Here is a 23,032-nt window from a genome sequence, read left to right on the forward strand (position 1 = left end):
TATTTTTGAAGAAAGGCTCAGATTATAAAATCTAAGCCCTGACTTTTTAACTTACACACTTTGTGGGAGAGTGTCTTAAATATGTATAAAAATTCATCAAAAATAAAATTCCGTTTCACAACTTGTTGTGAAACGGAATTTTTTCTATTGAAATTAAGATAGGTAATGATTAAAACTTATAATTTAATCCTAACTGGAATACCCTGTTGGTATTGATGTTTTTCTGTGAATCATTGACCACATCGGAGTTATTGGCAATATGGGTAAGGCTGCTTACATATCTTGCGTTAATTCCAAGGTGAGGGGTAAAATAATATCCAAGACCTAGACCTAAACCGAAATTGAATTTTTTAATATTGTCCTTATCAATTGTTTCTGATGCGGATTGGGTCTGTGTCGTTGTTGTTCCAGCAGTTGTTGTGGAAATCGTTTGTTCTCCTTTATTCTTACCATCTAAAAAGTAGCTTACTTCAGGTCCTGCTTCAATATAAAAATTGTCTGCAGGTTTCATCTCGAGCATTACCGGTACTGAAATATAATTCAAAGAGGTCGTAAAATCCTGTTTGGTTCTCACTGTCGTAGTACCTGTGGTAATTTCCGTATCAGAAAGCACGCTTTTTGCACCCATTTGGTTATACAATACTTCCGGCTGAAGGGCAAATTTCTGAGATAACGGAATATTAACAAAAACCCCTGCATTAAAGCCAATTTTCTGATTTTTCGCATTGAGCTGCTGTTCGCTGAACTGAGAAGCATTCCCACCTCCTTTAATACCAAATCTTACAGGCTCCTTTTTGTTTAGTGGGACGGGTACAACTTCTGTCGGCTTTATTTCCTGAGCAAATGTAAACGTACCTGCAACCAAAGCTAATCCTAAAAATAACTTGTTCATAATCTTATTTTTTACTATTTAAATTCTCTTTGCCTAATCGTTTAATCAGGCAGGGTATTATTATCAAATTGCTTGCCATAAATGTAAAATATTGATTTTCAAAGATTTATTCGTTAAATTAAAACTTAATTATATCACTATTTAAGATTTAATTTATATAGTCAGGCAATAGGTTATAAGATTATAGGCAAAATAGCAGTAGAATAGATAAGAAATATTTATTGTTTTAATTTTATTCAGATATAAATGAAGCAAAATCTGATATGATAATTCAAGGTAGTTCCTTCCATATGTTGATAAGTTCTCATAAAGGCTAAAAATTTGACCAAAAAAGAACCGGACTTTATAAAAGTCCGGTTCTTTATATTTACATCTTTAATTTAAACTTAGCTAATTCAATTAGAATTTATAAGCTAAACCAACCTGGAAAACATTGTTTCTGATCGCATCAGAACCGTTAGGTCTGTCTTTAGCAACATCAGTAATACCAGCAACATATCTTGCAGTAACCCCTAAGTTATCAGTGAAATAATAACCTGCTCCAAGTCCGATTCCGAAGTTGAATTTGTTTAGGTTGTCTTTATTGATATCTTCTGAATAACTTGTAGTTGCAGTTGTGCTTGAACCACCTGTAGTTGTTGTAATATCTCTGTCACCTTTATTTTTAGCGCTTAGAAGGAAACCAAATTCAGGCCCTGCCTCAACATAAAAATTAGGGATGAAGTTATATTGGAACATTACCGGTACAGTAAGATAATCTAAAGAGGTAGTGAAAGACTGACGTGTCTTAGTAGTTGTTCCACCTACGGTAAATTCGTTTGTGCTTACTGATTTGTCACCATATGTACTATATAATAACTCTGGCTGTACGCTGAAAGATTCAGCTACCGGAATTGTTGCAAAAACACCTGCGTTAAAACCGATTTTTGATTTTTGATCTTCTAATGCAGCATCTTTAGATAATGAAGAAACGTTCATTCCTCCTTTGATACCAAATCTTACTGAGCTAGCAGAAGACATGTTAGAGCTTGTAGTAGTCTGAGCAAATGCTAATGAACCAGCAGTTAGTGCTATTCCTAAAATTAACTTTTTCATAACTTTAATTTTTAATAATTTAATTTCTATTTTTAAATTTTACTACTTGTCAAGTAATTGACGGAAATTGTCTGTCAAATTGCTTGCCAAAACGATGAATTATGATAAATATCAGTTGTTATTGTGGAATCAAAATATCAGCAGCGTAAAATTAAAATTCTGTAAATCAGTTTAATGTAAATTAAATTAAACATTTGTTTAGAAATGATCTAAATTAATTATTGTCTTTGAATTATCTATGTTTTGCATCGATAATTTAGAAACATGGTTAAGCATCATTTAGTTTTCTGTAAAATTTCAATGATTCAGAAATGTTTTTCTGACTGCATTTATAGTCAAATGTACATGAACCGATTCCTGAAAGGAGAGAGAAGAGAATGATATGGTCGGCATTCTTTTTATCATTCAGTAAAAGATTAAAAATATCTTCATCATTAAAATCGCTGATATCGAGGTAAGGATAGTATTTCTGAATATTTTCAATAATCAACAGAGCATCTTCTTCAGAAATCAAACCTTCTAAATAAGAAAGATGCGCTTCTGTAATCATTCCCATAGCAACCGCTTCACCATGCAGGATAGGGTTTTTCTGATTCAGGTACAGGCTTTCAACAGCGTGTCCGATTGTATGTCCGAAATTCAGGGTTTTCCTGATATCTTTTTCATGGAAATCCTGCTGAACAACATTCTGTTTAATATCCATTGAGGTCTGAATATGAGGAATAATTCCTTCGGCATCCAGTTTATGGATCTTTGTCAGGTTTTCCCAATGTAGTTTATCTGCAATAAGCCCATGTTTCAGCATTTCTGCAAAACCGCTCCTTAATTCTTTAAAAGGCAGTGTTTCTAAAAATTTAGGATACACAAAAATCTGCTCCGGGAAAGTAAAAGTGCCCACCATGTTTTTATAATGCATCAGATCGATTCCTGTTTTTCCTCCTATTGATGCGTCACACATAGACAAAAGGGTTGTCGGGATATTGATAAACTGAATCCCTCTTTTGTAGGTAGAAGCTACAAAACCGCCCATATCTGTAATGACACCGCCGCCCAGATTAATCATCAGTGCTTTTCTGTCTGCCTGCATTTCCGTAAGAATTTCCCAGAGCTGGCTGGCCGTCTGGATATTCTTCATTTCTTCGCCGGCTTCGATCTCAATAATCTCAAATTCAAGATCGGTTTCCATATTCCCCAAAAGGGTAGGAAGGCAGTATTCGTGGGTGTTTTCATCAACCAGGATAAAGATTTTACTGAAAGACTTTCTGTTCAGGAATTCATTTAATGAAGAAAAATTATCGTCTGTTATGGTGATCATTTTCAGATTTTCTGTAAGGTTATTTATACAACTATATGACAAAGTTATGATTCTTAATTTTTAACTCGTTGGTAAATATACTATCTTTGCAGAAATTTTTAGAAATGAGCAGAGATAATAATTCAGGAAAACCCAAAAGACCAAGAACTTCAACAAGAAATAATTCCGGTGATTCTCGTGCTTCCAAATCTGGAAATTCTTCAGGATCAAAACCTTTCAAAAAACCATTTCCAAAGGCCGGAGAAAGAAATTCTGACAGCAGAGGATCTAATACAAGATTCGATAAACCTTTTACAAGAAGTGAAAGAGATTCTGATGGCGCTAATAATTCTGATTCCAGAAGAAGCGACAACAGTTACCAAGCCCGTATGGATAAGAAGTTTGGGAAAACTGAGCAAGAGTCTTTTGTTACCAGTAAAGGTGAGGAAAAAAGATCGTTCGGAAATTCCGGTCCAAAAAGAGGAGGTAGCAGACCTGTAAGTGGCGGAATTAGAAATAAAGATGAAAGAGGAAGTTTAAAATACGGAAAAAGACCATCTCATGGTGAAGAAAGAACTGATAAAACAAGATCTTTTGTACAGAAAAGAAGATTAGAAAAAATAGATAAGGATGTACATAAAGATACCATCCGTCTTAATAAATATATTGCCAATTCAGGAATATGCAGCCGTAGAGAAGCCGATGACCTTATTGTTCAGGGATTGGTTGAAGTCAATGGAAAGGTGGTGAATGAAATGGGTTATCAGGTTCAGAAAACGGATAAAGTTGTATTTGACGGACAAAATATCACGCCGGAAAAGCCTGTATATGTTCTTCTGAATAAACCTAAAGGATATATTTCTACCACAAAAGATGATAAAGCCAGAAAAACAGTAATGGATTTGGTGGCTAATGCTTCTCCATACCGAGTGTTTCCTGTTGGAAGGTTAGACCGTTCCACTACTGGAGTGATTCTTCTTACAAATGATGGGCACATGACCAAAAAACTGACCCATCCATCATTTGATGCCAAAAAAATCTACCATGTGACATTGGATAAGAAGCTGACTCATGAAGATATGAAGCTGATTGCAGAAGGGATTCGTCTGGATGAAGGCGTTGCTGTTGTTGATCAGATCTCTTTTATTGAAGGCAAACCGAAAAATGAAATAGGTATCGAAATCCATATCGGATGGAACCGTGTGATCAGAAGAATTTTCCAGCGTCTGGGATACGAGGTTGAATCATTGGATAGGGTAATGTTTGCCGGGTTAACCAAAAAGAACATTAAAAGAGGCCACTGGAGAATCCTTACGGAACAGGAAGTGAATAATCTTAAAATGCTTTAGTAAGTTAAAAGTTATAGTTTTTAAATAAACATAATTATTAATTTCATACACAATAAAAATTCCGCAGAAATAATCTGCGGAATTTTTATTATCACTGAATTTGATAAATTATGAGTAATCAATGTCTCATAATTTATAACTTGATAATTATCCAAGAACAGTCACTCCTTTCTGGATCATATCGTAAATCGCGTCCCTTCCGTTGTCAGGTTTTACATTGACGGCGCGTGTTCCGTTGAAATGCAGGCAGGTAACATAACCACTGTTTACGGCATCGATACAGGTGAATTTTACACAATAATCCATCGCCAGACCTACGATCTCCACCAACTGGATGTCATGGAATTTCAGAAAGTCGTCCAGTCCGGTTTTCATAAAATGGTTGTTGTCCTGAAAGCCACTGTAGCTGTCGATTTCTACATTCTTCCCTTTCTGTACGATATGTGTCACTTTATCCCTGTTCAGGTCTTTGTGGAATTCCGCTCCGAAAGTCCCCTGGATGCAGTGGTCCGGCCACATGAACTGCGGAACTCCGTTCAGGATGATGCTTTCTCCCACATTTCTGCCATTGTTGCTGGCGAAGCTTTTATGATTGGCAGGATGCCAGTCCTGAGTCAGCACAATTTGGTCGTAGTCGTTTTCTTCCATCAGGGAATTGATGTAAGGAATCACTTCATTGGCTTCCGGAACCGCCAAGGCTCCACCCTCACAAAAATCATTCTGTACATCGACGATTATTAACGCTTTTTTCATATTTAAGATTCTCGAATTTTCAATAAATTTACAAAAACTAATCCTCAAAACATTGTCCACAATACAATTATCGGACAAATCGGCATAGCAAAAATAAATTGTACCCATCCTTTGGTTTGAGATATAAATCAGCTGTTAATAGATTATATTTGCATTAAATAACTATTTATGTCATTTGAGTCTTTAGGATTATCACACAATATCATTCGTTCTGTTAACAAGCTGGGTTACCTGAAACCATTTCCCATTCAGGAGCAGGCGGTACCTGTTATTCTTGAGGGAAAAGACCTGATGGGGATTGCACAGACAGGTTCGGGGAAAACCGCCTGTTTTGTAATGCCTATTTTAGAAAAACTGCAGAATGAAGAGGTTAAAAAAGACCGAAATGTCCAGGTTCTTATATTGGTCCCGACCCGTGAACTTGCGATTCAGATTGATGAGGTGTTCAGAGGTTTTACGGAAAACCTGAAACGTGATATCCGTACAATGGCTGTTTATGGCGGTGTTTCCATCAATCCTCAGATGAAAGGGATGTTCGGGGTAGAAGTCCTTATTGCCACGCCAGGACGTTTACTGGACCTGATTGATCATAATGCACTGAGTATTTCAGGAATCAGGCATCTGGTAATTGATGAAGCAGATAAAATGTTTCAGCTGGGTTTTGATGAAGAGATGAATAAGCTTTTTGCCATGATGCCTGTGGCGAAGCAGACGACACTGTTTTCAGCGACCCTGAATGATAAAGTTTCTGAAATGAAAGAGCGTCTGTCAATCAACCCTACGATTATCGAAATCAAGAAAGAAGAGGTGGAGATCGATCGTATTGAGCAATTGGCCTATCATGTTTCTCCGGAAAATAAAGGTCCGTTTCTCCGGTATTTAATTAAAGAAAAGAAAGTTGAAAAAGCTTTAATCTTTGTTTCGTCTACCAAATCGGCAGATAATTTAGTTGAAAAACTCAAGAAAAATAAAATAAAGGCAGTAGCCATTCACAGTCAGAAATCTCAGGGTGCGAGAAGAAATAACCTCGAAGAATTTAAGGTAAATGGTGCTCAGATTTTGGTGGCAACCGATTTGATCGGACGTGGTATTCACATCGAGTCTTTGCAATGTGTCATCAATTATGAATTACCACGTTCACCATTAGATTACATCCACCGTATCGGAAGAACGGGGCGTGCCCACGAAAAAGGTACTGCCATCAGCCTTCTTACTGATGATGAATTGCAGCATTTCAGGGTCATCCAGAAAAAAATGGGTAAGAAAGTGACCTTACAAAGGACAGAAGGAATTGATTTGCATGGTTATTAGTAGTAAATAATAATAGAAGCTTCAAATCGAAAATTATTTAAATATCACTGTACAGCCTGCATTTCCATGAAAGAATTTACTATTGTTCGAGGATTATTTGATAGCAGAAAACGTTCATTAATCATTGATGAAAATTTCATAAAATTTGAAAATAAAGATCAAACTGATGATCTTTTTACGGTGATTAATAAAGAAGATATTGCCGGAATTCGTTATGGAATTAATTTTATTAAAGGGTATAGTTTTTATATCGGTAGAGAATATCAAATTTTTATAAGAACTCAGTCGAACAAAGAACTAAAAATATTTTTTAAGCTTTTTTACGGAAGAAAATTAAATGAAAAGCATCAATTATACTGTGATATCATTGATCAATTATGGAAAAATTTTATCGATCGTATTTCTAATGATTATCTTCAGAAAATTAAAAATAATGAAGAGGCAAGTATTGCAGGAGTTCATTTTTTTAATAATAGAATTAGATTTAATCAGCAAGAAATTTTATTAGAAGATATAGATGTAAAAAAATATCGACATCATTTTATAATTTTATCAAGACAAGATCATTATAAAAATAAAATGCTGTATTATTTAAAAGATAAAGATGCTGTAATTTTACTCGATGTAATAAACAATTTAATTAAAAATGAGCAACTTAGAACACAAGAAATTTCCGATAGGTAAATTTGAATATCCTGAAAATATCTGTGATATTAAGCTGGATGAATATATAAAAGTGATCAGAGATTTTCCGGGAAAACTTAAAAATCTCATAGAACATTTCAATGATGATCAGCTTGATACGCAGTACAGGGATGGCGGCTGGACGGTAAGGCAGGTGGTCAATCATCTTGCAGACAGCCATATCAACAGTTTCATGCGCTTTAAATTGGCTCTTACCGAAGATAATCCTGTTATAAAGCCTTATAATGAAGCTAAGTGGGCTGAGCTTCAGGACAGCGCCAATATGCCGGTAAAACCGGCGATGAGAATGCTGAAAGGGACACACCAGCGTTGGACGGCATTGCTTAGGGCCATGACCAATAAACAGTTTGAAAGAACCTTTCACCATCCTGAACTTAATAAAGATTATGATCTGAGAAACTGTCTGGCGCATTATGTCTGGCATTGCCAACATCATTTTGCCCACATAGAAAACCTGAAGAATGAAAAAGGCTGGTGAAAAAAAGTCTTCACAATCCGTTGCATTTCGGAGAAATCATTAGCAGAATCAATCAGCTGTCTACAGCATCAGCAAATAAATGGGGAAGAATGGACGTTTGCCAGATGATGAGGCACTGCAGTTGTGTCCTTCAGGTTCCCTTAAAAAAAGTAGAGCTTCCGCCGGTTAATGCTCTGTTCAGTGCAATCGGTATCATAACAAAAATGGAAATGCAGGTTTTTAATAACGGAATTCCCAGAAACATGCCTACTTTTCGGAAACTTATTATTAATTTTGAGTGTGATTTTAATGAGGAAAAAGAAAATCTTCTCAAAATACTGGACGAATACAGGACTGTTTTCCTGAACAATGATTTGCCTGATAAGCATGTGCTTTTCGGTTCCATGAAAGAGAAAGACTGGGGATTTATGGAATACAAACATCTCGATCATCACTTAAAACAATTTAATGTATGAGTTTTTTTGACAAAATTTTTAGCGGAAAAGAAGACCGTTCAGAGAAAAATCCGATCTGGAATTATATAGAAAGCGAAGAAGACCTTAAAAAAGCGATTGAAAAATCCTTTCAGCATAAAATCGGAATTTTTAAACATTCTACAAGCTGTTTCATCAGCAAAACCGTGCTGAAGAATTTTGAAAAAGAAATAAATAACCTCGATCAGAAGCCTGACTTGTATTTTCTTGACCTTCTGGCGCACAGGGCTATTTCCAATAGAATTGCAGAAGATCTTGGCATACGGCATGAAAGCCCTCAGCTATTAGTACTTGAAAACGGGAAAGTGGTTAACGACGCTTCCCATCAGCATATATCGGCAGATCAGATTGCATCATGAAAAATATTACCAATTATCTGTCAAAAGTACTCAATGTTCCTGTAGAAAAAGTGAGCACGTGCACTTTGCAGTTTGAAACAAAAAAGATCCAGAAAAACCAGTTTCTTTTACAGTACGGCGAAATCTGCAGGTATATTTATTTTGTGGAAAAAGGGTTGCTTAAAATGTATTCCATTGATAAAAACGGCAAAGAACATATTATCCAGTTTGCCCCTGAAAGCTGGCTGATCTCTGATAGGAGCAGCCTTTATTTCAATGAAAAATCACTGTATTATATCGAAGCGGTAGAAGATTCCGAAGTGCTTCTGCTGCATCCTGATTTCATCAATAAAATTGTCGGCGAGTTTCCTGACAGTCTCGAAAAAAGCGATATCTTAATACAAAAGCATATTAAAAGCCTGCAGGACCGTATCAATTCTTTATTAGGCGAGACAGCAGAAGAACGCTATATGAAGTTCATCAGGATGTATCCGGACCTGTTGCTGAGGGTCCCTCAGTGGATGATTGCTTCCTACCTTGGGATTACTCCTGAAAGCCTGAGCCGGGTAAGGAAAGAGCTGGCCAGAAAAAATTTCGTTCCGGACAGTAAATAATCAGTTATATACATTCAAAGATTTTTAATTGTTTATTCATTTTTCATTTCTTAATTAATTTGAGAATTACTTTTCATCTGCCTTACTATTATCCTGAGTTTTTAGATAAAATTGTATCCTGATTAATGTTGTTTCAAACATCTTTGGATTCTTTTGAATTAAAATAGTTCAGAAAAAACTTATAGAGGGTTTGTGATTAAGGTCATAAAATAATAATGATTATTATTTTACTTTTGATCATCAAACACCAAAATATTACATTATGAAATTTGTCCTACCAAATACGATCCCCGGATTTGTCATATCGGGTTATAGAAAACTGGAAGATCAGTGTTACACAGAACCGATATCATATTATCACAAAACTTATATTCTCTAATGCAATTATTTTTCGAAGCAAAACTCTATTTGCTGACAAGATGAACTGTATTAACAAAGGTAATTTTTCATTAGAAAATGTAAGTTTGATTTATTCTCTTTACTAATCAAACAACGAGTTACTTTATACACAGGTGCAGATTTGCATCTGTCAGGTATATCATGTATAAAAAATATTTAATTTTATTTGTTAATTAGATAATTATAATTAAAATTTATTGTTTTTTTAACTTAAATAATAATTATTTTTTGAATTTAATTTAAAGTTAGGCTCGTAATTTGTATTCTTTTTTTAATAACTATCAATTCTATTTCTACTGAGACGCTTTAACACTAACATTAAGAACAAACTATCATGGTCATTAAAGAAGAAATTTTATATTCAGTAGGAGCAGTTACCAGAAGGTATGGACCTTCAGAAATTATTTTTAATGATGGAGATGTTCCGAATTATTATTATCAGATTGTTACCGGTCATGTAAAGCTCAACAATTATAATGACGAAGGCAAAGAAATTATCCAGACTCTTCTGGAAGACGGGCAAAGCATAGGAGAATCCCTGCTGTTTATGGATAAGCCTTATCCTATGAACGCAGTTACTTTTACACCATGTACTATTATAAGGCTCCCGAAATTGGTATTCTTAGATCTTATGAAGCTTTATCCTGATATATGTCTCAATATGAATAAAATTTTATCTCAGAGACTGTATTTCAAAATTATCATGGCACAGAATCTATCGTCACAGAATCCTGCTGCAAAACTTAAAGTTCTGATGGACTATTTGAAAAGTTTCCAGAAAGAGCAGACTCCTTATTCATTTAAAATACCGCTAACCAGGCAGCAGATGGCTAGTCTTACGGGGCTCTGTGTAGAAACAGCCATCAGGACCATTAAAACAATGGAGAGGAATAGGATTGTAAAAATAGAGAATCGCAAAATTTTATATTGACGTAAATTCTGTACTAAAAAAGATATTTTCTTAAATTAGTAACATGAAAGTTACAAGCTGCATGAATATTGACTCTGAGTTTCTGTATTCTTACGGAGCAGAAGATCGGCACTATAAAACCGGAGAAATAATCTATCGAGAAGGCGATCATGCAGTCTATTATTACCAGATTGTACAAGGGAAAATAAAGCAAAATAATTATGATGCCGAGGGCAGGGAGTTTATTCATAATATTTTAAGGGAAAATCAAAGCTTTGGCGAATCAATGATTTTTTTAGAGGACCTTCATATGATGAATGCTATTTGCCTGACACCAGTTGATATTATCAGGCTGCATAAGGACAGTTTTCTGCAGCTTCTGGAAGAAAACCCTAAGATTTCCTTACAGATGAATGCATGTCTTTCACAGAGGCTTTATTTTAAATCCATCATGCTTCAGAATATGTCTTCTCCAAATCCTGCATTAAGGCTAGAAGGCTTACTGGAATATTTAAAAAGTTACCATGACGTAAATTGTAACGATTCACTTCATATAGAACTTACCAGACAGCAGATGGCCAACCTGACAGGATTACGGGTAGAAACAGTGATCAGAACTCTGAAAAAAATGGAGACACAGAGTAAAATAAAAATAAAAAACAGAAAAGTTTATTACTAATATCATCCGATATGATCTCAGTCATAACAAAGTGAATTATTATCTTGTAAATTTGAGTACATAATCCATCCATATTCCTAGACCTCATTTGAGGAATAAAAGCATTGGGCTTTTAAAATCATTTATTTTTTAACTAAACCATACCAAATTTATTGCTGTCTAATACTAGTCACGGCCGGCAATACTTATCACTAAATATTAATATAAAAAATTCAGTTATGAACAACAGAAATTCAAGAAACCGTAGTTCAAAAGGAAATTCAGGTTCATCAATTAATCTTGAAGAAATTTACCAGCTGGGATATGACCACGGGTATAATGATGCATCCCAGGATGAAGAGTATGATGATGACTTCTCAGAATATGAAGATTATTTTGATGAGGATTATGATGATGAAGACGAAGACTACAGTGATGAAGATTATGAAGATGAAGACTATGATGAGGATTATGACGATGAGGATGAAGACGATGATGACAATGACAGCAGGGGCCGCGGAAGAGGCAGAGGAGGAAACGGAAACGGCAATCAGCAAAGAGACGATGACGGAAGATTTACTTCCGGGGGAAACAGAGGCGGTTCCAGGGGACGTTCAGGTTCAAATTCCGGTAGCGGAAGAGGGCGGTCATCCGGGAATAATAACGGCTCGGGCCGTGGCTCAAATTCAGGATCATCAGGAAGAGGCTTTGCTTCTATGAGCAAGGAGGAGCGGACAAGAATTGCCCGTATGGGAGGCCAGGCGTCTCATAGCGGCGGAAGATCTTCAGGCTCAGGCAGAGGAAGAAACTCGAATTCCAATTCAGGTTCCGGATCAAATTCCGGAGGCAGAGGAAGGTCTGGTTCAAGCTCAAATTCTAACTCGGGAAGATCAGGTTCAGGAAACAATAACGGCGGTTCAGGCCGTGGCTCTAATTCAGGATCAGGCTCTGGATCAAAAAGAGGCTTTGCAGCGATGAGCAAGGAAGAACGTACGAGAATTGCCCGTATGGGAGGCCAGGCATCACATAGCGGCGGAAGATCTTCAGGTTCCGGCAGATCAGGATTTGGAGGCAGACGTAATTCATAATTCTTTTTCCATGATTACCTCTTTATTATTTTGTTATTAAAGGGGTAATCTTTTTTAATCAAACACCACTTTCACCTATGGCAACTAAAACATCAGATAACAAAGACAGCAAAAGTACGGCTGCACCAGCTGCTGACACTGCATCAGCTTCACCGGAAAAAAAAACCGTAACATCAGTAGATAATGCAAAGGTTGACAAGAATGATATGAAAAGCTCTCCGCTCCATAAATTTTTCGTCTCCGCTCTTAAGGATATTTATTTTGCAGAGAATGCAATTATTGAAGCTTTAGCCGAGATGCAGAATGCAGCTACTACAGAAGAGCTGAAAGAAGCTTTCGAAGATCACCAGCTCCAGACCCAAAAGCATATTAGCCGCCTGGAAAAGGTTTTTAAACTGATCGATGAAACTCCAGAGCAAAAAGAATGCAAGGCTATTAAAGGCATCATTGAAGAAGGCCAGGAAATCATTAAATCTACAGAAGAAGGTTCTATGACCCGTGATGCGGCTCTCATTATCGCCGCACAGAAAGTAGAACATTATGAGATCGCGACGTATGGCGGACTCGCTCAGCTGGCCATTACCATGGGCCACGACAAAGCGGCAGACCTTCTTGAAAAAACGCTGCAGGAAGAAGAAGATACGGATTATGACCTTACGGAAATTGCGGAAACGTTCATCAATTTCGATGCAGAACAGGAAGATTAATTTTCTTATATATCAGGCCATGTAGAGCTTTCTATATGGCCTGATTTTAATGAAGAGATTCCAGAATTATTTTCAACAGCACCAACAAATTAAAGTTTACAATACTATACCACACCACTTAAATTATTTAGAATTATGAAAGACCAAGATCACAAACCAACTAATGAAAAGTTAGAGCAGCTGGAATCTTACAAAACATCCAATGATCAGGAAAAAATGACGACCAACCAGGGTCTCAAAATAAATAATGACCAAGATACCCTGACTGCCGGAGATAGAGGACCTTCATTGCTTGAAGATTTTATATTCAGGGAAAAAATGACCCATTTTGACCATGAAAGAATTCCTGAAAGGGTAGTACACGCAAGAGGGACCGGCGCACATGGTGTTTTTAGAGTAACAAAAAGCCTGGCAAAATATACCAAAGCAAAATTCCTGGCAGAAGAAGGCAAGGAAACTCCTGTGTTCGTAAGATTTTCTACGGTGGCAGGAAATAAAGGAAGCACGGATCTGGCGAGAGACGTAAGAGGTTTTGCCGTAAAATTTTATACTGATGAAGGTAACTATGATCTGGTGGCCAACAACATCCCGGTATTTTTCATACAGGATCCTATTAAATTTCCGGATCTTGCCCATGCCGTAAAACCGGAACCGCATAACGAAATCCCCCAGGCTCAGTCAGCCCATGATACGTTCTGGGATTTCATCTCATTAATGCCGGAAAGTATGCATATGATCATGTGGCTGATGAGCGACCGGTCTATCCCAAGAAGTTACCGTATGATTGAAGGCTTCGGGGTTCATTCTTTCAAATTAATCAATGATGAAGGAAAGGTACATTTTGTAAAGTTCCATTTCAAACCAAAATTGGGCGTACATTCTGTTGCCTGGGACGAGGCACAGAAAATTTCAGGGGTGGATCCCGATTTCCACAGGCGAGATCTTTGGGAGTCTATTGAAAACGGATTATTTCCTGAGTGGGATTTCGGCGTACAGCTGATTCCTGAGGAAGATGAGCACAAATATGATTTTGATCTTCTTGACCCTACCAAAATTGTTCCTGAAGAACTGGTTCCCGTGGAACTGATCGGAACATTAACCTTAAACAGAAATACAGATAATTTTTTTGCAGAAACAGAGCAGATTGCCTTTCATCCGGGACATATAGTACCGGGAATCGATTTTACTAATGATCCGCTGCTGCAGGGAAGATTATTTTCTTATACCGATACCCAGTTGATCAGATTAGGCGGGCCTAACTTCCATGAAATTCCTATCAACAGATCTGTGAACACCGTACATAACAACCAGAGAGACGGGTACATGAGACAACAGGTTGACAAAGGCAAAGTAAGCTATTCCCCAAATTCTATCGGTGGCGGCTGCCCGTTCCAGGCGATGATGAAGGAAGGTGGATTTACATCCCAGGAATCCAGAGTTTCCGGTGCTAAAGTAAGACAGAGAAGCAAAAGTTTTGTAGACCATTATTCACAGGCAAAACTATTTTATAACAGCCAGTCTGCGCCTGAAAAAATGCACCTTCAGAATGCGTTGATTTTTGAATTGTCAAAAGTTACCATTCCGGCAGTCAGGGAAAGAACGGTAAGTCAGCTGGCATTTATTGATAAAGATCTTGCTGAAAAAGTTGCGGGAAAAGTAGGTGTTAAACTTAAAAAACTTGAATTTCCCAACCAAAGCCTTCCTGCAGATTGTGATCCTCAGGATCTTCAGAGTGAAGAAAGAGAACCTGATACAAAATTCTCAGATGCTTTAAGCATGAAGAATACTGTTAAAGATTCTATTATGGGAAGAAAAATCGGGTTCATCACAGCCAACGGAGCTAATGCATCAGCGATCAGCGAGCTGAAAACAAAACTGGAAGGACAAAATGCAGTTGTTGAAATTATCGGTACCAGTCTGGCCCCAGTTACTATGAATGACGGTTCCTCTTTGATTCCGAAACATTCACTGTCAAGCACTTCAAGCGTGTGTTTTGATGCTTTATACATCAGTTCAGGAGAAGATTCTACCAAAGAGCTCTTAACTCCCGAAAATAAGCATTTGGTACTGAACTTTATCAATGATGCTTATAAACATTGTAAGGCTATCAATTTTGGAGACGGAACGGAACCTATTTACATGAACAGCAATGTGGCTGCTAAAAAGCACATTGATCCGGCCATTATTATTACAGAAGATGAAAATCCATCAGATAAATTTATTAAGGCCATTGCCAATCACAGAGTCTGGGATTTAGAATTGGAAAGAAATACCTAGCATATATAAATTAGACCCATCACACCACACTAAATATTAAAATTATGAGAGCAGCAGTAATTCACGGACCGGGACTCATTAAATGCGATACAGTAGATGATCCTATCATCAAAGAGTCTCATGATATTATTTTAAAGGTCACCTCCACAGCAATCTGTGGAAGTGACCTTCATATGTATTCCGGAGGAATTCCCCAGGCGCGCCCCATGGTTATGGGGCATGAATTTATGGGAATTGTTGAAGAAGTAGGGCAGCGGATCACCAATCTAAAAGTGGGTGACCGTGTAGTTGTGCCTTTCCCGATCTCCTGCGGAAGCTGCTTCTTTTGCCAGCATGACCTTCCTACCGCATGTGAACACAGCAATCCCGAGCATTACGGACCCGAAGGCGGTATCGTTACCGAGAAAGGCGGTGCGCTATTCGGATATTCTGATCTTTACGGCGGATATGACGGCGGACAGGCCCAGTATGTACGGGTTCCGTATGGCCATATCGGGCCCAGAAAGGTGCCCGACAACCTTACTGATGAGCAGGTATTGTTCCTGACCGATATTTTTCCTACAGGTTACACAGGCGTAATGTGGGGAGAATTGAAGGGCGGCGAAACCGTCGCTATTTTTGGGGCGGGACCGGTAGGATCAATGTCAGCGAAAAGTGCGATTTTGCATAATGCCAAGAAAGTAATTGTTATCGATACCCAGCAGTACCGATTGGATCAGATAAAAAAACTGACCGGCTGTGATACGATCTTGTGGGAAAACGGCGAAGATGTTATTGAACAGATCAGGGAAATGACAGACGGCCGCGGAGCCGATCTTTGTATTGAAGCGGTAGGTTTTGAACCGGACCGCAATCTGCTGGACCGTGCCAAGGCAGTCATTAATTTTGAAAAAGGTTCCATCAAGGTTCTTGAAGCTTGTATGAGTGCCGTAAGGCGTGGTGGAATTGTTTCTATTTTAGGAGTTTATCCCGTAAATTATGATAATTTCAAACTTGGACAGATTTTTGATAAAGGAATTACTATAAAAGCGGGCCAATGCAATGTGCATGCAATTATTGATCAGTTAATGGATCATGTTCAGACCGGTCGTGTTACCCTGGATGATATTATTACCCACCGTCTTTCTCTGGAAGATGTTTCAAAAGGTTATCAGATTTTTGATAAAAAAGAGGACGGATGTGTAAAGGTAGTCTTGGATCCCTGGAAAAAATCAGAATTTTAAATCACAAACCAACACAAAATAGTATCATTATGGAATTTCAAAAATCACTCCTTGAATATATCAGTCAGTCTTTAATGACGACTGATGAAACGATTGCTGTAGCAGAAAGCGTTACTTCAGGCTGCCTGCAGCTGGCCTTCTCACAGATGCCCAATGCATCGCTTTTCTATAAAGGCGGGCTTACCACCTATACACTACAGGAAAAAGTAAGACTGCTGAAAGTAGATGCCCGCGAAGCGGAAGAATGCGATTGCGTATCTGAAAATATTGCGGAAACCATGGCCCTGAATGTGGCAAAACTGTTTGAATCCGACTGGTCAATTGCCACAACAGGTTATTGTACCCCGATAAGAAATTCATCTTATAAAATATTTGCTTTTTTCTCTTTTTCCTACAAAGGAGAAATTGTATTGACCAAGAAACTGGAGCTGCATCCTAAAACACAGGCACTTAATGCCCAACTGTATTATACTGAATTTATTTTAGGATGTTTCAAAAGTGAAATTAATCAGTTGATGATCCTAAAATAGTTTTTTAATGAATCATAAAAATCAATATGCTTTAGTCACGGGTGCTACAAGCGGAATAGGCTATGAATTGGCAAAACAGTTTGCTAAAAACGGGTATGACCTGGTGATTGTTGCCAGAAACCATGATGAATTGAAAACAAAAGCCGATGAATTCAAAAGCTATGGAATCAATGTGATTGTGATGGCGAAAAACCTCTTTACCCAGGAAGATGTATATTCTTTATATTCAGAACTGAAATTAAACGGGATCAGCCCGGAAATTCTGGTAAATGACGCGGGGCAGGGAGTATATGGGAAATTTCAGGATACGGATATTCATCGGGAAGTAGATATTGTCAACCTGAATATTGTATCTGTCATCATTTTAACCAAGCTTTTCTTAAAAGACCGGCTGCCCAAAGGATCGGGAAAAATCCTGAATCTGGCTTCCATTGCCAGCAAAGCGCCCGGCCCGTGGCATTCGGTGTATCATGGGACAAAAGCATTTATGCTTTCATGGTCTGAGGCGATCCGCGAAGAGCTTAAAGATTCCGGGATTACCGTCACCGCACTTTTGCCGGGTCCTACAGATACCGACTTTTTCAATAAAGCCGATATGAATGAAAGTAAGATCCTTGAAGATAAAGACAATCTTTCTTCCCCTGAAGAAGTTGCTATTGACGGGTATAATGCGCTGATGAAAGGAGATGATAAAGTAATCTCAGGAGTAAAAAACAAATTAACCGTAGCCATGTCCAACATTTCAACAGACAGTATGGCTGCCCATACGATGTCTGAAATGCAGAAACCTAAAAACGAGAACTAAGTTATTTATGAAGTTAAAATTAGAAAATAAATCTGTCCTTATTACCGGTGCCGACAGCGGAATAGGTAAGTCAGTTGCTTTACTGTTTGCAAAAGAAGGTGCCAATGTGGCTATTATTTATCATTCTGATGAAGAAAATGCCAGGAAAACAAAAACTGAAATAGAAAACACAGGAAGAAAGTCCCTTATCCTACAGGGAGACGTCAGCGATTATTCATTTTGTGAAGAAGCGGCAAAAAAAACTGCCTCTCAATTCGGAAGCATTGATATTTTAGTCAATAATGCAGGAACACAGTTTCCTTCTAAAAATATTGAAGACCTTGAAGAAGAAAATATCAGAACCACATTTGATTCTAATATTATCGGCATGATTTTTCTGACCAAGCTGGTCTTTCCGTATCTGAAGCAGGGAAGCTGTATCATTAATACGACATCTGCCGCCGCATATCAGGGACATCCTGAGCTGCTGGATTATTCTGCAACCAAGGGGGCAATAGTATCTTTTACAAGGTCTCTTGCTCTGCAGGCTAAGCCTAAAGGAATCAGGGTGAATGCAGTGGCTCCGGGACCGGTATTTACTCCTTTAACAGAAGAAACCTTTGGCGATGAGGAAGATGATCCGGATAAACCCCCTTTCGAAAGAAAAGCAACCCCTGAAGAAGTGGCATCCAGCTTCCTGTTTTTAGCAAGTGATGATGCTGCTCAGATGACTGGCCAGGTACTCCATCCGAATGGAGGACTGGTTGTAAACGGATAAAAATTATAAACAAACTTATACACAATGAAAACTACTGCTTTAATTCTGGGAATTTTAAGCCTTTTTGTCTTTTCGTCATGTAAATGCGATTTTGATGAAGATGAGCCTGAAAATAAATACAATAAGGATGAGAAGTTCAACAATGAAAGGAGGACAGATGATATAGTGCTGAACGATACAGTCCGTATTAAATAATTTGAAAAAAAAAATGAATCATGTATAGAGACGGAGCAAGAAAAAGTATTTGGCAGGAAGAAATACGGAGGTTCTCTTCGGATGCCGATTTTACGCAACAATTTGACGTAGCCATCGTAGGCGGGGGAATTACCGGTGTTTCGACGGCATTAAAACTACAGCAGTCCGGGAAAAAATGCATCTTGCTGGAAGCAGCTAATATAGGTTTCGGAACAACAGGCGGAACCACTGCCCACCTCAATAATTTTTTTGACACCACGTATACGGAAGCGATTAATGATTTCGGATTGGATAATGCCAAACTACTCGCTAAGGCTGGGGAGGAGGCTATAGAAATTATTCAGGATAATATCCGAAATTTCAGCATTGACTGTGATTTCGAGGAAAAATCAGGCTATTTGTTTGCATTGGATGAAAAACAGCAGAAACAACTGAAAGATATTGTAGACGGTGCTTCACAGGTAGGAATTGAAATGAAGTATACAGAACAGATTCCTTTCCCGGTTCCTTTTAAAGAAGCGGTGATTATTCCGGGACAGGCTCAGTTTCATCCGATAAAATATATCAAAGCACTCTGTGACGTGTTTTTAGGTTTAGGCGGAACCATACAGGAAGATTGCGTATGCGAGAGCTATGATGAGCAGGACGATATGGTTATTTTAAAAACTTCAAAAGCAGAAATTCGTGCAAATCATTTGGTGTATGCTACCCATATTCCTCCCGGTATGAGCATTCTTCATACCACCAATGCACCTTATCGGAGCTATGCCATTGCTTTTAGTTTAAATGTAAATGACAATAACATACCTGAAGATCTTGGATATGACCTTATGGATTCTTATCATTACTACAGGATACAGGAAATTGACGGTGAAAAGCTATTGATTGCAGGAGGTGAAGATCATAAAACCGGGCATGAAGAAGACACCGGAGAATGTTTTTCAAAACTGGAAAATTATGTGCGGAAGTATTTTAATGTAGATACGGCGCGTTACAGCTGGTCGAGCCAATATTACGAACCTACCGACGGATTTCCATACATAGGGAAGCTGCCTGCAAGTAAAGGACGGGTATTTACAGCAACCGGATTCAGAGGGAACGGAATGATTTTCGGAACTATTTCTTCTCAGATCATAAGTGATCTTATTTTGAAAGGAAGCAGTAAATACGAAACTGTCTTCAGCCCATCAAGAATAAAGCCGAAAGCAGGATTTACGGAATTTGTAAAAGAAAATGCAGTTGTGGCCTATGATTTTATCAAGGATAAGCTTTTTGCAGAAAAGATCAGTTCATTAACCGAAATACGGGAAGGAGAGGCAAAAGTGGTAAAGTACGAAGGTGATTCTTATGCCGTATATAAAGAAGACAATGGCAAAATGCATTTGGTGAAAAGTACATGTCCCCATGCTTTATGTGAAGTTCGGTGGAACAGCGCTGAGCTGTCATGGGACTGTCCATGCCACGGTTCAAGATTTAATGTTAATGGGAAATTGCTTACGGGACCAACTGTACAGGATCTTCCGAGAATAGAATCTGAGTCCGAATTATAAGAAAAAAGATATGTCTGAAAAAGGATTTCTGTATCGTAACAGTTTAAGCATTGTTTTAATAATGATGATGCTGGCTTGTCTTACCGCACAATTTTTCACAGGCTGGAATACCCATAATGCCGAACTGGCAGAAAACGGCAAAGCATTATTAAGTATAGGAGAATATATCTACAGCGGGCATTTTATTCAGGCTACCTTTGAAAATTGGGAAAGTGAGTTCCTGCAGATGATGCTGTATATTGTATTAACAGTTTCATTGAGGCAAAAAGGTTCCAGTGAATCAAAATCTTTGGAAAAGGAAGAAGATGTCGATAAGGATCCTGTACCTCATCCCAATGCACCATGGCCTGTTAAAAAGGGTGGAATATGGCTGAAACTGTATCAGCATTCTTTATCCCTGGCTTTCGGAGTCTTGTTTCTGGCTTCCTTCTCACTTCACTTTTACGGAAGTCTCAAAGATTTCAATGAAGAGCAGATCGCAAAAAATAAACCGGTTACTACAGCGTTTCATTATATTTCAGATTCCAGGTTTTGGTTTGAATCTTTTCAAAACTGGCAAAGCGAATTCCTTTCCGTGTTTTCTATTGTTATTCTTTCCATCTGGCTTCGCGAAAAAGGTTCTCCGGAATCAAAACCGGTAGATATGGCCCATGAAGAAACACCATAAATATTTATTATTGCCATATTAAAAAATGAGCCCGTCTCACAACTAGTGAAAACGGTCTTTTTTTATGATTTCTTTCGACCTCCTGTCGGAGAATGATTTCCGTACAGTCGATTCTCAATCCACATCATTTAGTTTTGAGACTGACTCATTTTTATAAAGTTGATAAGTAATTATATATTATACCTTGGCTTTTCCTTCCACTCCATCAGAATTGTCAGTTGTATTTCCTGTAATGGCTGAAGTGACAAACGTGAATAAGCTTACCAGTTTTCCTACTTTCGTATCCCAATAGTAAGTATCCTGAGGTTCAACACGGATGATAGAAACATTCGGGTCATCTTTCCCATCTTCGAACCAGGCTTTTGCCATTGGCGACCATTTATCTTCGATAGTAGAACGGTCTTTATAAATACTGGCTGTTCCGTATACAGAAAGATATTGATAATCGCTGTTATTCATAAAGAATAACTGAACTCTGCGGTCTTCTTTAATTTCAAAATTCTTATTGCTGGTATCACTGCTGATAAACCATAAATTTCCTTCATCATCGGTTTCCTGCAAAGACATCGGGCGCGAGTTGATCGGAAGTTTTTCAAGTTCGGTACAAAACATACATATTTTTGCACTTTCTGATAATTCCTTGATTTTTTTTACCGCATCCTGGTGCGTAAGATTTTCTGTTGACATAATATTATATTTTAGTGATTAATTATTGAATGGTCGATGAAATTACTATTACCATTCAAAAACCTGACCAAATAAAATATTTTTTAGAGAATAAGCTTTAATTAAAAACAAGCATTAGGCGCTGACTTCCAAGTTTTGACGTTCTGTTTCGTTTATTAAGCTCTTATAATATTCTGAAGGGGTTTTCCCTATAATTTCTTTGAAATAACGGTTGAATGATGACTTTGATTTGAAACCTGCTTCATAAGCAAACGATAAAAAATTAATATTTTCATTCTTTTCAATTGCTTTTTCGATCATATTTTTAAAATATTCAATACGGTATTCATTGATATAGCGGTAGAAAGGTTTATGCTTATATCCGTTCAGCATTTCGCTGATCTGGTATTTATTGATTTCAGTTTTTAATGCGAGTTGGTCAAGATTCAGGTCGCAATCCCGGAACAATTGCTTTTGCTTCACAGACTGATCCATTTTTTGCCAGAGCGTACTGAATTTTGTATCGTAATCTATGGTATGTAATAAAATATTTTTTTCCTGTAAATTTTCATTGGCAATTATTTTCTGACTGCTGTCAAAATCAGTTTCCGCAACTGTGTCAGTTTCCGTTTTTAAACTTTTTCTTACAATCAGCAGGCAAATGACCAATAGTAAAAAGTAAGCAATGCTCCTTATGGAAATATTAATTACATGAGATTCTTCCGGGTAAAAATAGGTTAAGCTCTTGGAAGCAATAACTCCGAATTCCATGAAAAGAATGCAGTGGCAAATTCTTTTAATAACCTGATATTCAGTTTTCTCCAAAAAATTTCTTTTATTAATCAGTAACAGGCTTTTTAAAGGATAATATAAGTTAATGATAAATATTAAATACAAACTGAAATTATTGTATCCGTCCAGCAGCGTATGATCTACATGATTTAGGATAATAAAAACACAGGATATCGTGAAATATCCGACCATCAATAGAAAAAGCGGAATAAAAATAAACCATTTCCCTGCAATGGAAAAGTTTGTTCTGATTTTACTTAGAGTGTATAAATAGATTAAAGGGCCGTAACATACACCGATAAACGTATTCATCTGCTCCCTGATACTCTTCTCAGGAATAAAATTAAAAATCACAAACTTAATCGCTAAATGAGCCGCAATGGCAGAAAGCAGAAAAATAAACAGATAGTTTGACGGTGATTTTTTCTCTCTGAACTGTAAAAGCCATAGTGCTAATAGCGCCTGGAAAGCCCCGATAATAACAATATATTGCATTCTTCCTTAGG

General features: G+C 37.6%; 25 protein-coding genes. 19 read left to right on the forward strand and 6 right to left on the reverse strand.

Annotated elements, in window-relative coordinates; all coding sequences use genetic code 11:
* Nucleotides 1-169: 169 nt before the first annotated feature.
* From MKJ01_RS06255 to aroB, 3 genes are all read right to left on the reverse strand, one after another.
* Nucleotides 170-892, reverse strand: a complete 723-nt coding sequence (locus tag MKJ01_RS06255) for a porin family protein (RefSeq protein ID WP_241612643.1) — start codon at nt 890-892, stop codon at nt 170-172.
* A gap of 399 nt (nt 893-1,291) precedes the next feature.
* Complete coding sequence (locus MKJ01_RS06260) at nt 1,292-1,987, reverse strand: porin family protein (protein ID WP_241612644.1); 696 nt, start codon at nt 1,985-1,987, stop codon at nt 1,292-1,294.
* A gap of 268 nt (nt 1,988-2,255) precedes the next feature.
* Nucleotides 2,256-3,302, reverse strand: coding sequence for a 3-dehydroquinate synthase (aroB, locus tag MKJ01_RS06265; RefSeq protein WP_241612645.1), 1,047 nt, complete (start codon nt 3,300-3,302; stop codon nt 2,256-2,258).
* Between the two features lie 368 nt (nt 3,303-3,670).
* On the opposite strand from aroB, the gene MKJ01_RS06270 reads away from it, so the two are divergent.
* Nucleotides 3,671-4,630, forward strand: coding sequence for a pseudouridine synthase (locus MKJ01_RS06270; protein WP_368366344.1), 960 nt, complete (start codon nt 3,671-3,673; stop codon nt 4,628-4,630).
* 147 nt (nt 4,631-4,777) lie between these two features.
* Here MKJ01_RS06270 and pncA read toward each other — a convergent pair whose 3' ends face one another.
* Nucleotides 4,778-5,383 (reverse strand): bifunctional nicotinamidase/pyrazinamidase, encoded by a 606-nt coding sequence (pncA, locus tag MKJ01_RS06275; RefSeq protein ID WP_241612647.1) that lies wholly within the window; start codon nt 5,381-5,383, stop codon nt 4,778-4,780.
* Between the two features lie 168 nt (nt 5,384-5,551).
* Here pncA and MKJ01_RS06280 point away from each other — a divergent pair, with 168 nt between their 5' ends.
* The 18 genes from MKJ01_RS06280 (at nt 5,552) to MKJ01_RS06365 (ending at nt 21,068) form a co-directional block, all read left to right on the forward strand.
* Complete coding sequence (locus tag MKJ01_RS06280) at nt 5,552-6,694, forward strand: DEAD/DEAH box helicase (RefSeq protein ID WP_241612648.1); 1,143 nt, start codon at nt 5,552-5,554, stop codon at nt 6,692-6,694.
* A gap of 66 nt (nt 6,695-6,760) precedes the next feature.
* On the forward strand, nt 6,761-7,378 hold the full coding sequence (locus MKJ01_RS06285; RefSeq protein WP_241612649.1) for a hypothetical protein: 618 nt from the start codon (nt 6,761-6,763) through the stop codon (nt 7,376-7,378).
* A complete protein-coding gene (locus tag MKJ01_RS06290) occupies nt 7,341-7,877 on the forward strand; it encodes a YfiT family bacillithiol transferase (RefSeq protein ID WP_241612651.1) in 537 nt (178 codons plus the stop codon). Before MKJ01_RS06285 ends, MKJ01_RS06290 begins: the two co-directional genes overlap by 38 nt.
* On the forward strand, nt 7,874-8,332 hold the full coding sequence (locus MKJ01_RS06295; RefSeq protein WP_241612653.1) for a DUF1569 domain-containing protein: 459 nt from the start codon (nt 7,874-7,876) through the stop codon (nt 8,330-8,332). The genes MKJ01_RS06290 and MKJ01_RS06295 overlap by 4 nt, the downstream gene beginning before the upstream one ends.
* Nucleotides 8,329-8,709 (forward strand): bacillithiol system redox-active protein YtxJ, encoded by a 381-nt coding sequence (gene ytxJ, locus MKJ01_RS06300; RefSeq protein ID WP_241612655.1) that lies wholly within the window; start codon nt 8,329-8,331, stop codon nt 8,707-8,709. The genes MKJ01_RS06295 and ytxJ overlap by 4 nt, the downstream gene beginning before the upstream one ends.
* Nucleotides 8,706-9,302: a Crp/Fnr family transcriptional regulator gene (locus MKJ01_RS06305; protein ID WP_241612657.1), complete on the forward strand. Its 597-nt coding sequence runs from the start codon at nt 8,706-8,708 to the stop codon at nt 9,300-9,302. The genes ytxJ and MKJ01_RS06305 overlap by 4 nt, the downstream gene beginning before the upstream one ends.
* Before the next feature lie 733 nt (nt 9,303-10,035).
* A complete protein-coding gene (locus MKJ01_RS06310; protein WP_241612659.1) occupies nt 10,036-10,632 on the forward strand; it encodes a Crp/Fnr family transcriptional regulator in 597 nt (198 codons plus the stop codon).
* A gap of 43 nt (nt 10,633-10,675) precedes the next feature.
* On the forward strand, nt 10,676-11,290 hold the full coding sequence (locus MKJ01_RS06315) for a Crp/Fnr family transcriptional regulator (protein WP_241612661.1): 615 nt from the start codon (nt 10,676-10,678) through the stop codon (nt 11,288-11,290).
* Nucleotides 11,291-11,508: 218 nt separating this feature from the next.
* Nucleotides 11,509-12,357, forward strand: coding sequence for a KGG domain-containing protein (locus tag MKJ01_RS06320; protein WP_241612663.1), 849 nt, complete (start codon nt 11,509-11,511; stop codon nt 12,355-12,357).
* Between the two features lie 77 nt (nt 12,358-12,434).
* Nucleotides 12,435-13,064 (forward strand): ferritin-like domain-containing protein, encoded by a 630-nt coding sequence (locus tag MKJ01_RS06325; RefSeq protein ID WP_241612665.1) that lies wholly within the window; start codon nt 12,435-12,437, stop codon nt 13,062-13,064.
* A 135-nt stretch (nt 13,065-13,199) separates the two neighbouring features.
* Nucleotides 13,200-15,341 (forward strand): catalase, encoded by a 2,142-nt coding sequence (locus tag MKJ01_RS06330; RefSeq protein WP_241612667.1) that lies wholly within the window; start codon nt 13,200-13,202, stop codon nt 15,339-15,341.
* Between the two features lie 44 nt (nt 15,342-15,385).
* Nucleotides 15,386-16,564 (forward strand): zinc-dependent alcohol dehydrogenase, encoded by a 1,179-nt coding sequence (locus MKJ01_RS06335; protein ID WP_241612669.1) that lies wholly within the window; start codon nt 15,386-15,388, stop codon nt 16,562-16,564.
* A 29-nt stretch (nt 16,565-16,593) separates the two neighbouring features.
* Nucleotides 16,594-17,094, forward strand: coding sequence for a CinA family protein (locus MKJ01_RS06340; RefSeq protein ID WP_241612671.1), 501 nt, complete (start codon nt 16,594-16,596; stop codon nt 17,092-17,094).
* A gap of 7 nt (nt 17,095-17,101) precedes the next feature.
* Complete coding sequence (locus MKJ01_RS06345) at nt 17,102-17,899, forward strand: SDR family oxidoreductase (protein ID WP_241612672.1); 798 nt, start codon at nt 17,102-17,104, stop codon at nt 17,897-17,899.
* Nucleotides 17,900-17,906: 7 nt separating this feature from the next.
* The gene (locus MKJ01_RS06350) at nt 17,907-18,656 is read left to right on the forward strand and encodes an SDR family oxidoreductase (RefSeq protein ID WP_241612673.1); all 750 of its coding nucleotides are present in this window, start codon (nt 17,907-17,909) and stop codon (nt 18,654-18,656) included.
* A 24-nt stretch (nt 18,657-18,680) separates the two neighbouring features.
* Nucleotides 18,681-18,851, forward strand: coding sequence for a hypothetical protein (locus tag MKJ01_RS06355; RefSeq protein WP_241612674.1), 171 nt, complete (start codon nt 18,681-18,683; stop codon nt 18,849-18,851).
* A gap of 20 nt (nt 18,852-18,871) precedes the next feature.
* A complete protein-coding gene (locus tag MKJ01_RS06360; RefSeq protein ID WP_241612675.1) occupies nt 18,872-20,401 on the forward strand; it encodes an FAD-dependent oxidoreductase in 1,530 nt (509 codons plus the stop codon).
* A gap of 10 nt (nt 20,402-20,411) precedes the next feature.
* Nucleotides 20,412-21,068 (forward strand): DUF6766 family protein, encoded by a 657-nt coding sequence (locus MKJ01_RS06365; RefSeq protein ID WP_241612676.1) that lies wholly within the window; start codon nt 20,412-20,414, stop codon nt 21,066-21,068.
* Between the two features lie 177 nt (nt 21,069-21,245).
* Here MKJ01_RS06365 and MKJ01_RS06370 read toward each other — a convergent pair whose 3' ends face one another.
* Both MKJ01_RS06370 and MKJ01_RS06375 read right to left on the reverse strand, forming a co-directional pair.
* Complete coding sequence (locus MKJ01_RS06370; protein WP_241612677.1) at nt 21,246-21,755, reverse strand: pyridoxamine 5'-phosphate oxidase family protein; 510 nt, start codon at nt 21,753-21,755, stop codon at nt 21,246-21,248.
* Nucleotides 21,756-21,869: 114 nt separating this feature from the next.
* A complete protein-coding gene (locus tag MKJ01_RS06375; protein WP_241612678.1) occupies nt 21,870-23,021 on the reverse strand; it encodes an AraC family transcriptional regulator in 1,152 nt (383 codons plus the stop codon).
* Nucleotides 23,022-23,032 lie beyond the last annotated feature (11 nt).

The organism is Chryseobacterium sp. SSA4.19 (assembly GCF_022601875.1).
In the GTDB taxonomy this organism is placed as follows: Bacteria; Bacteroidota; Bacteroidia; order Flavobacteriales; family Weeksellaceae; genus Chryseobacterium.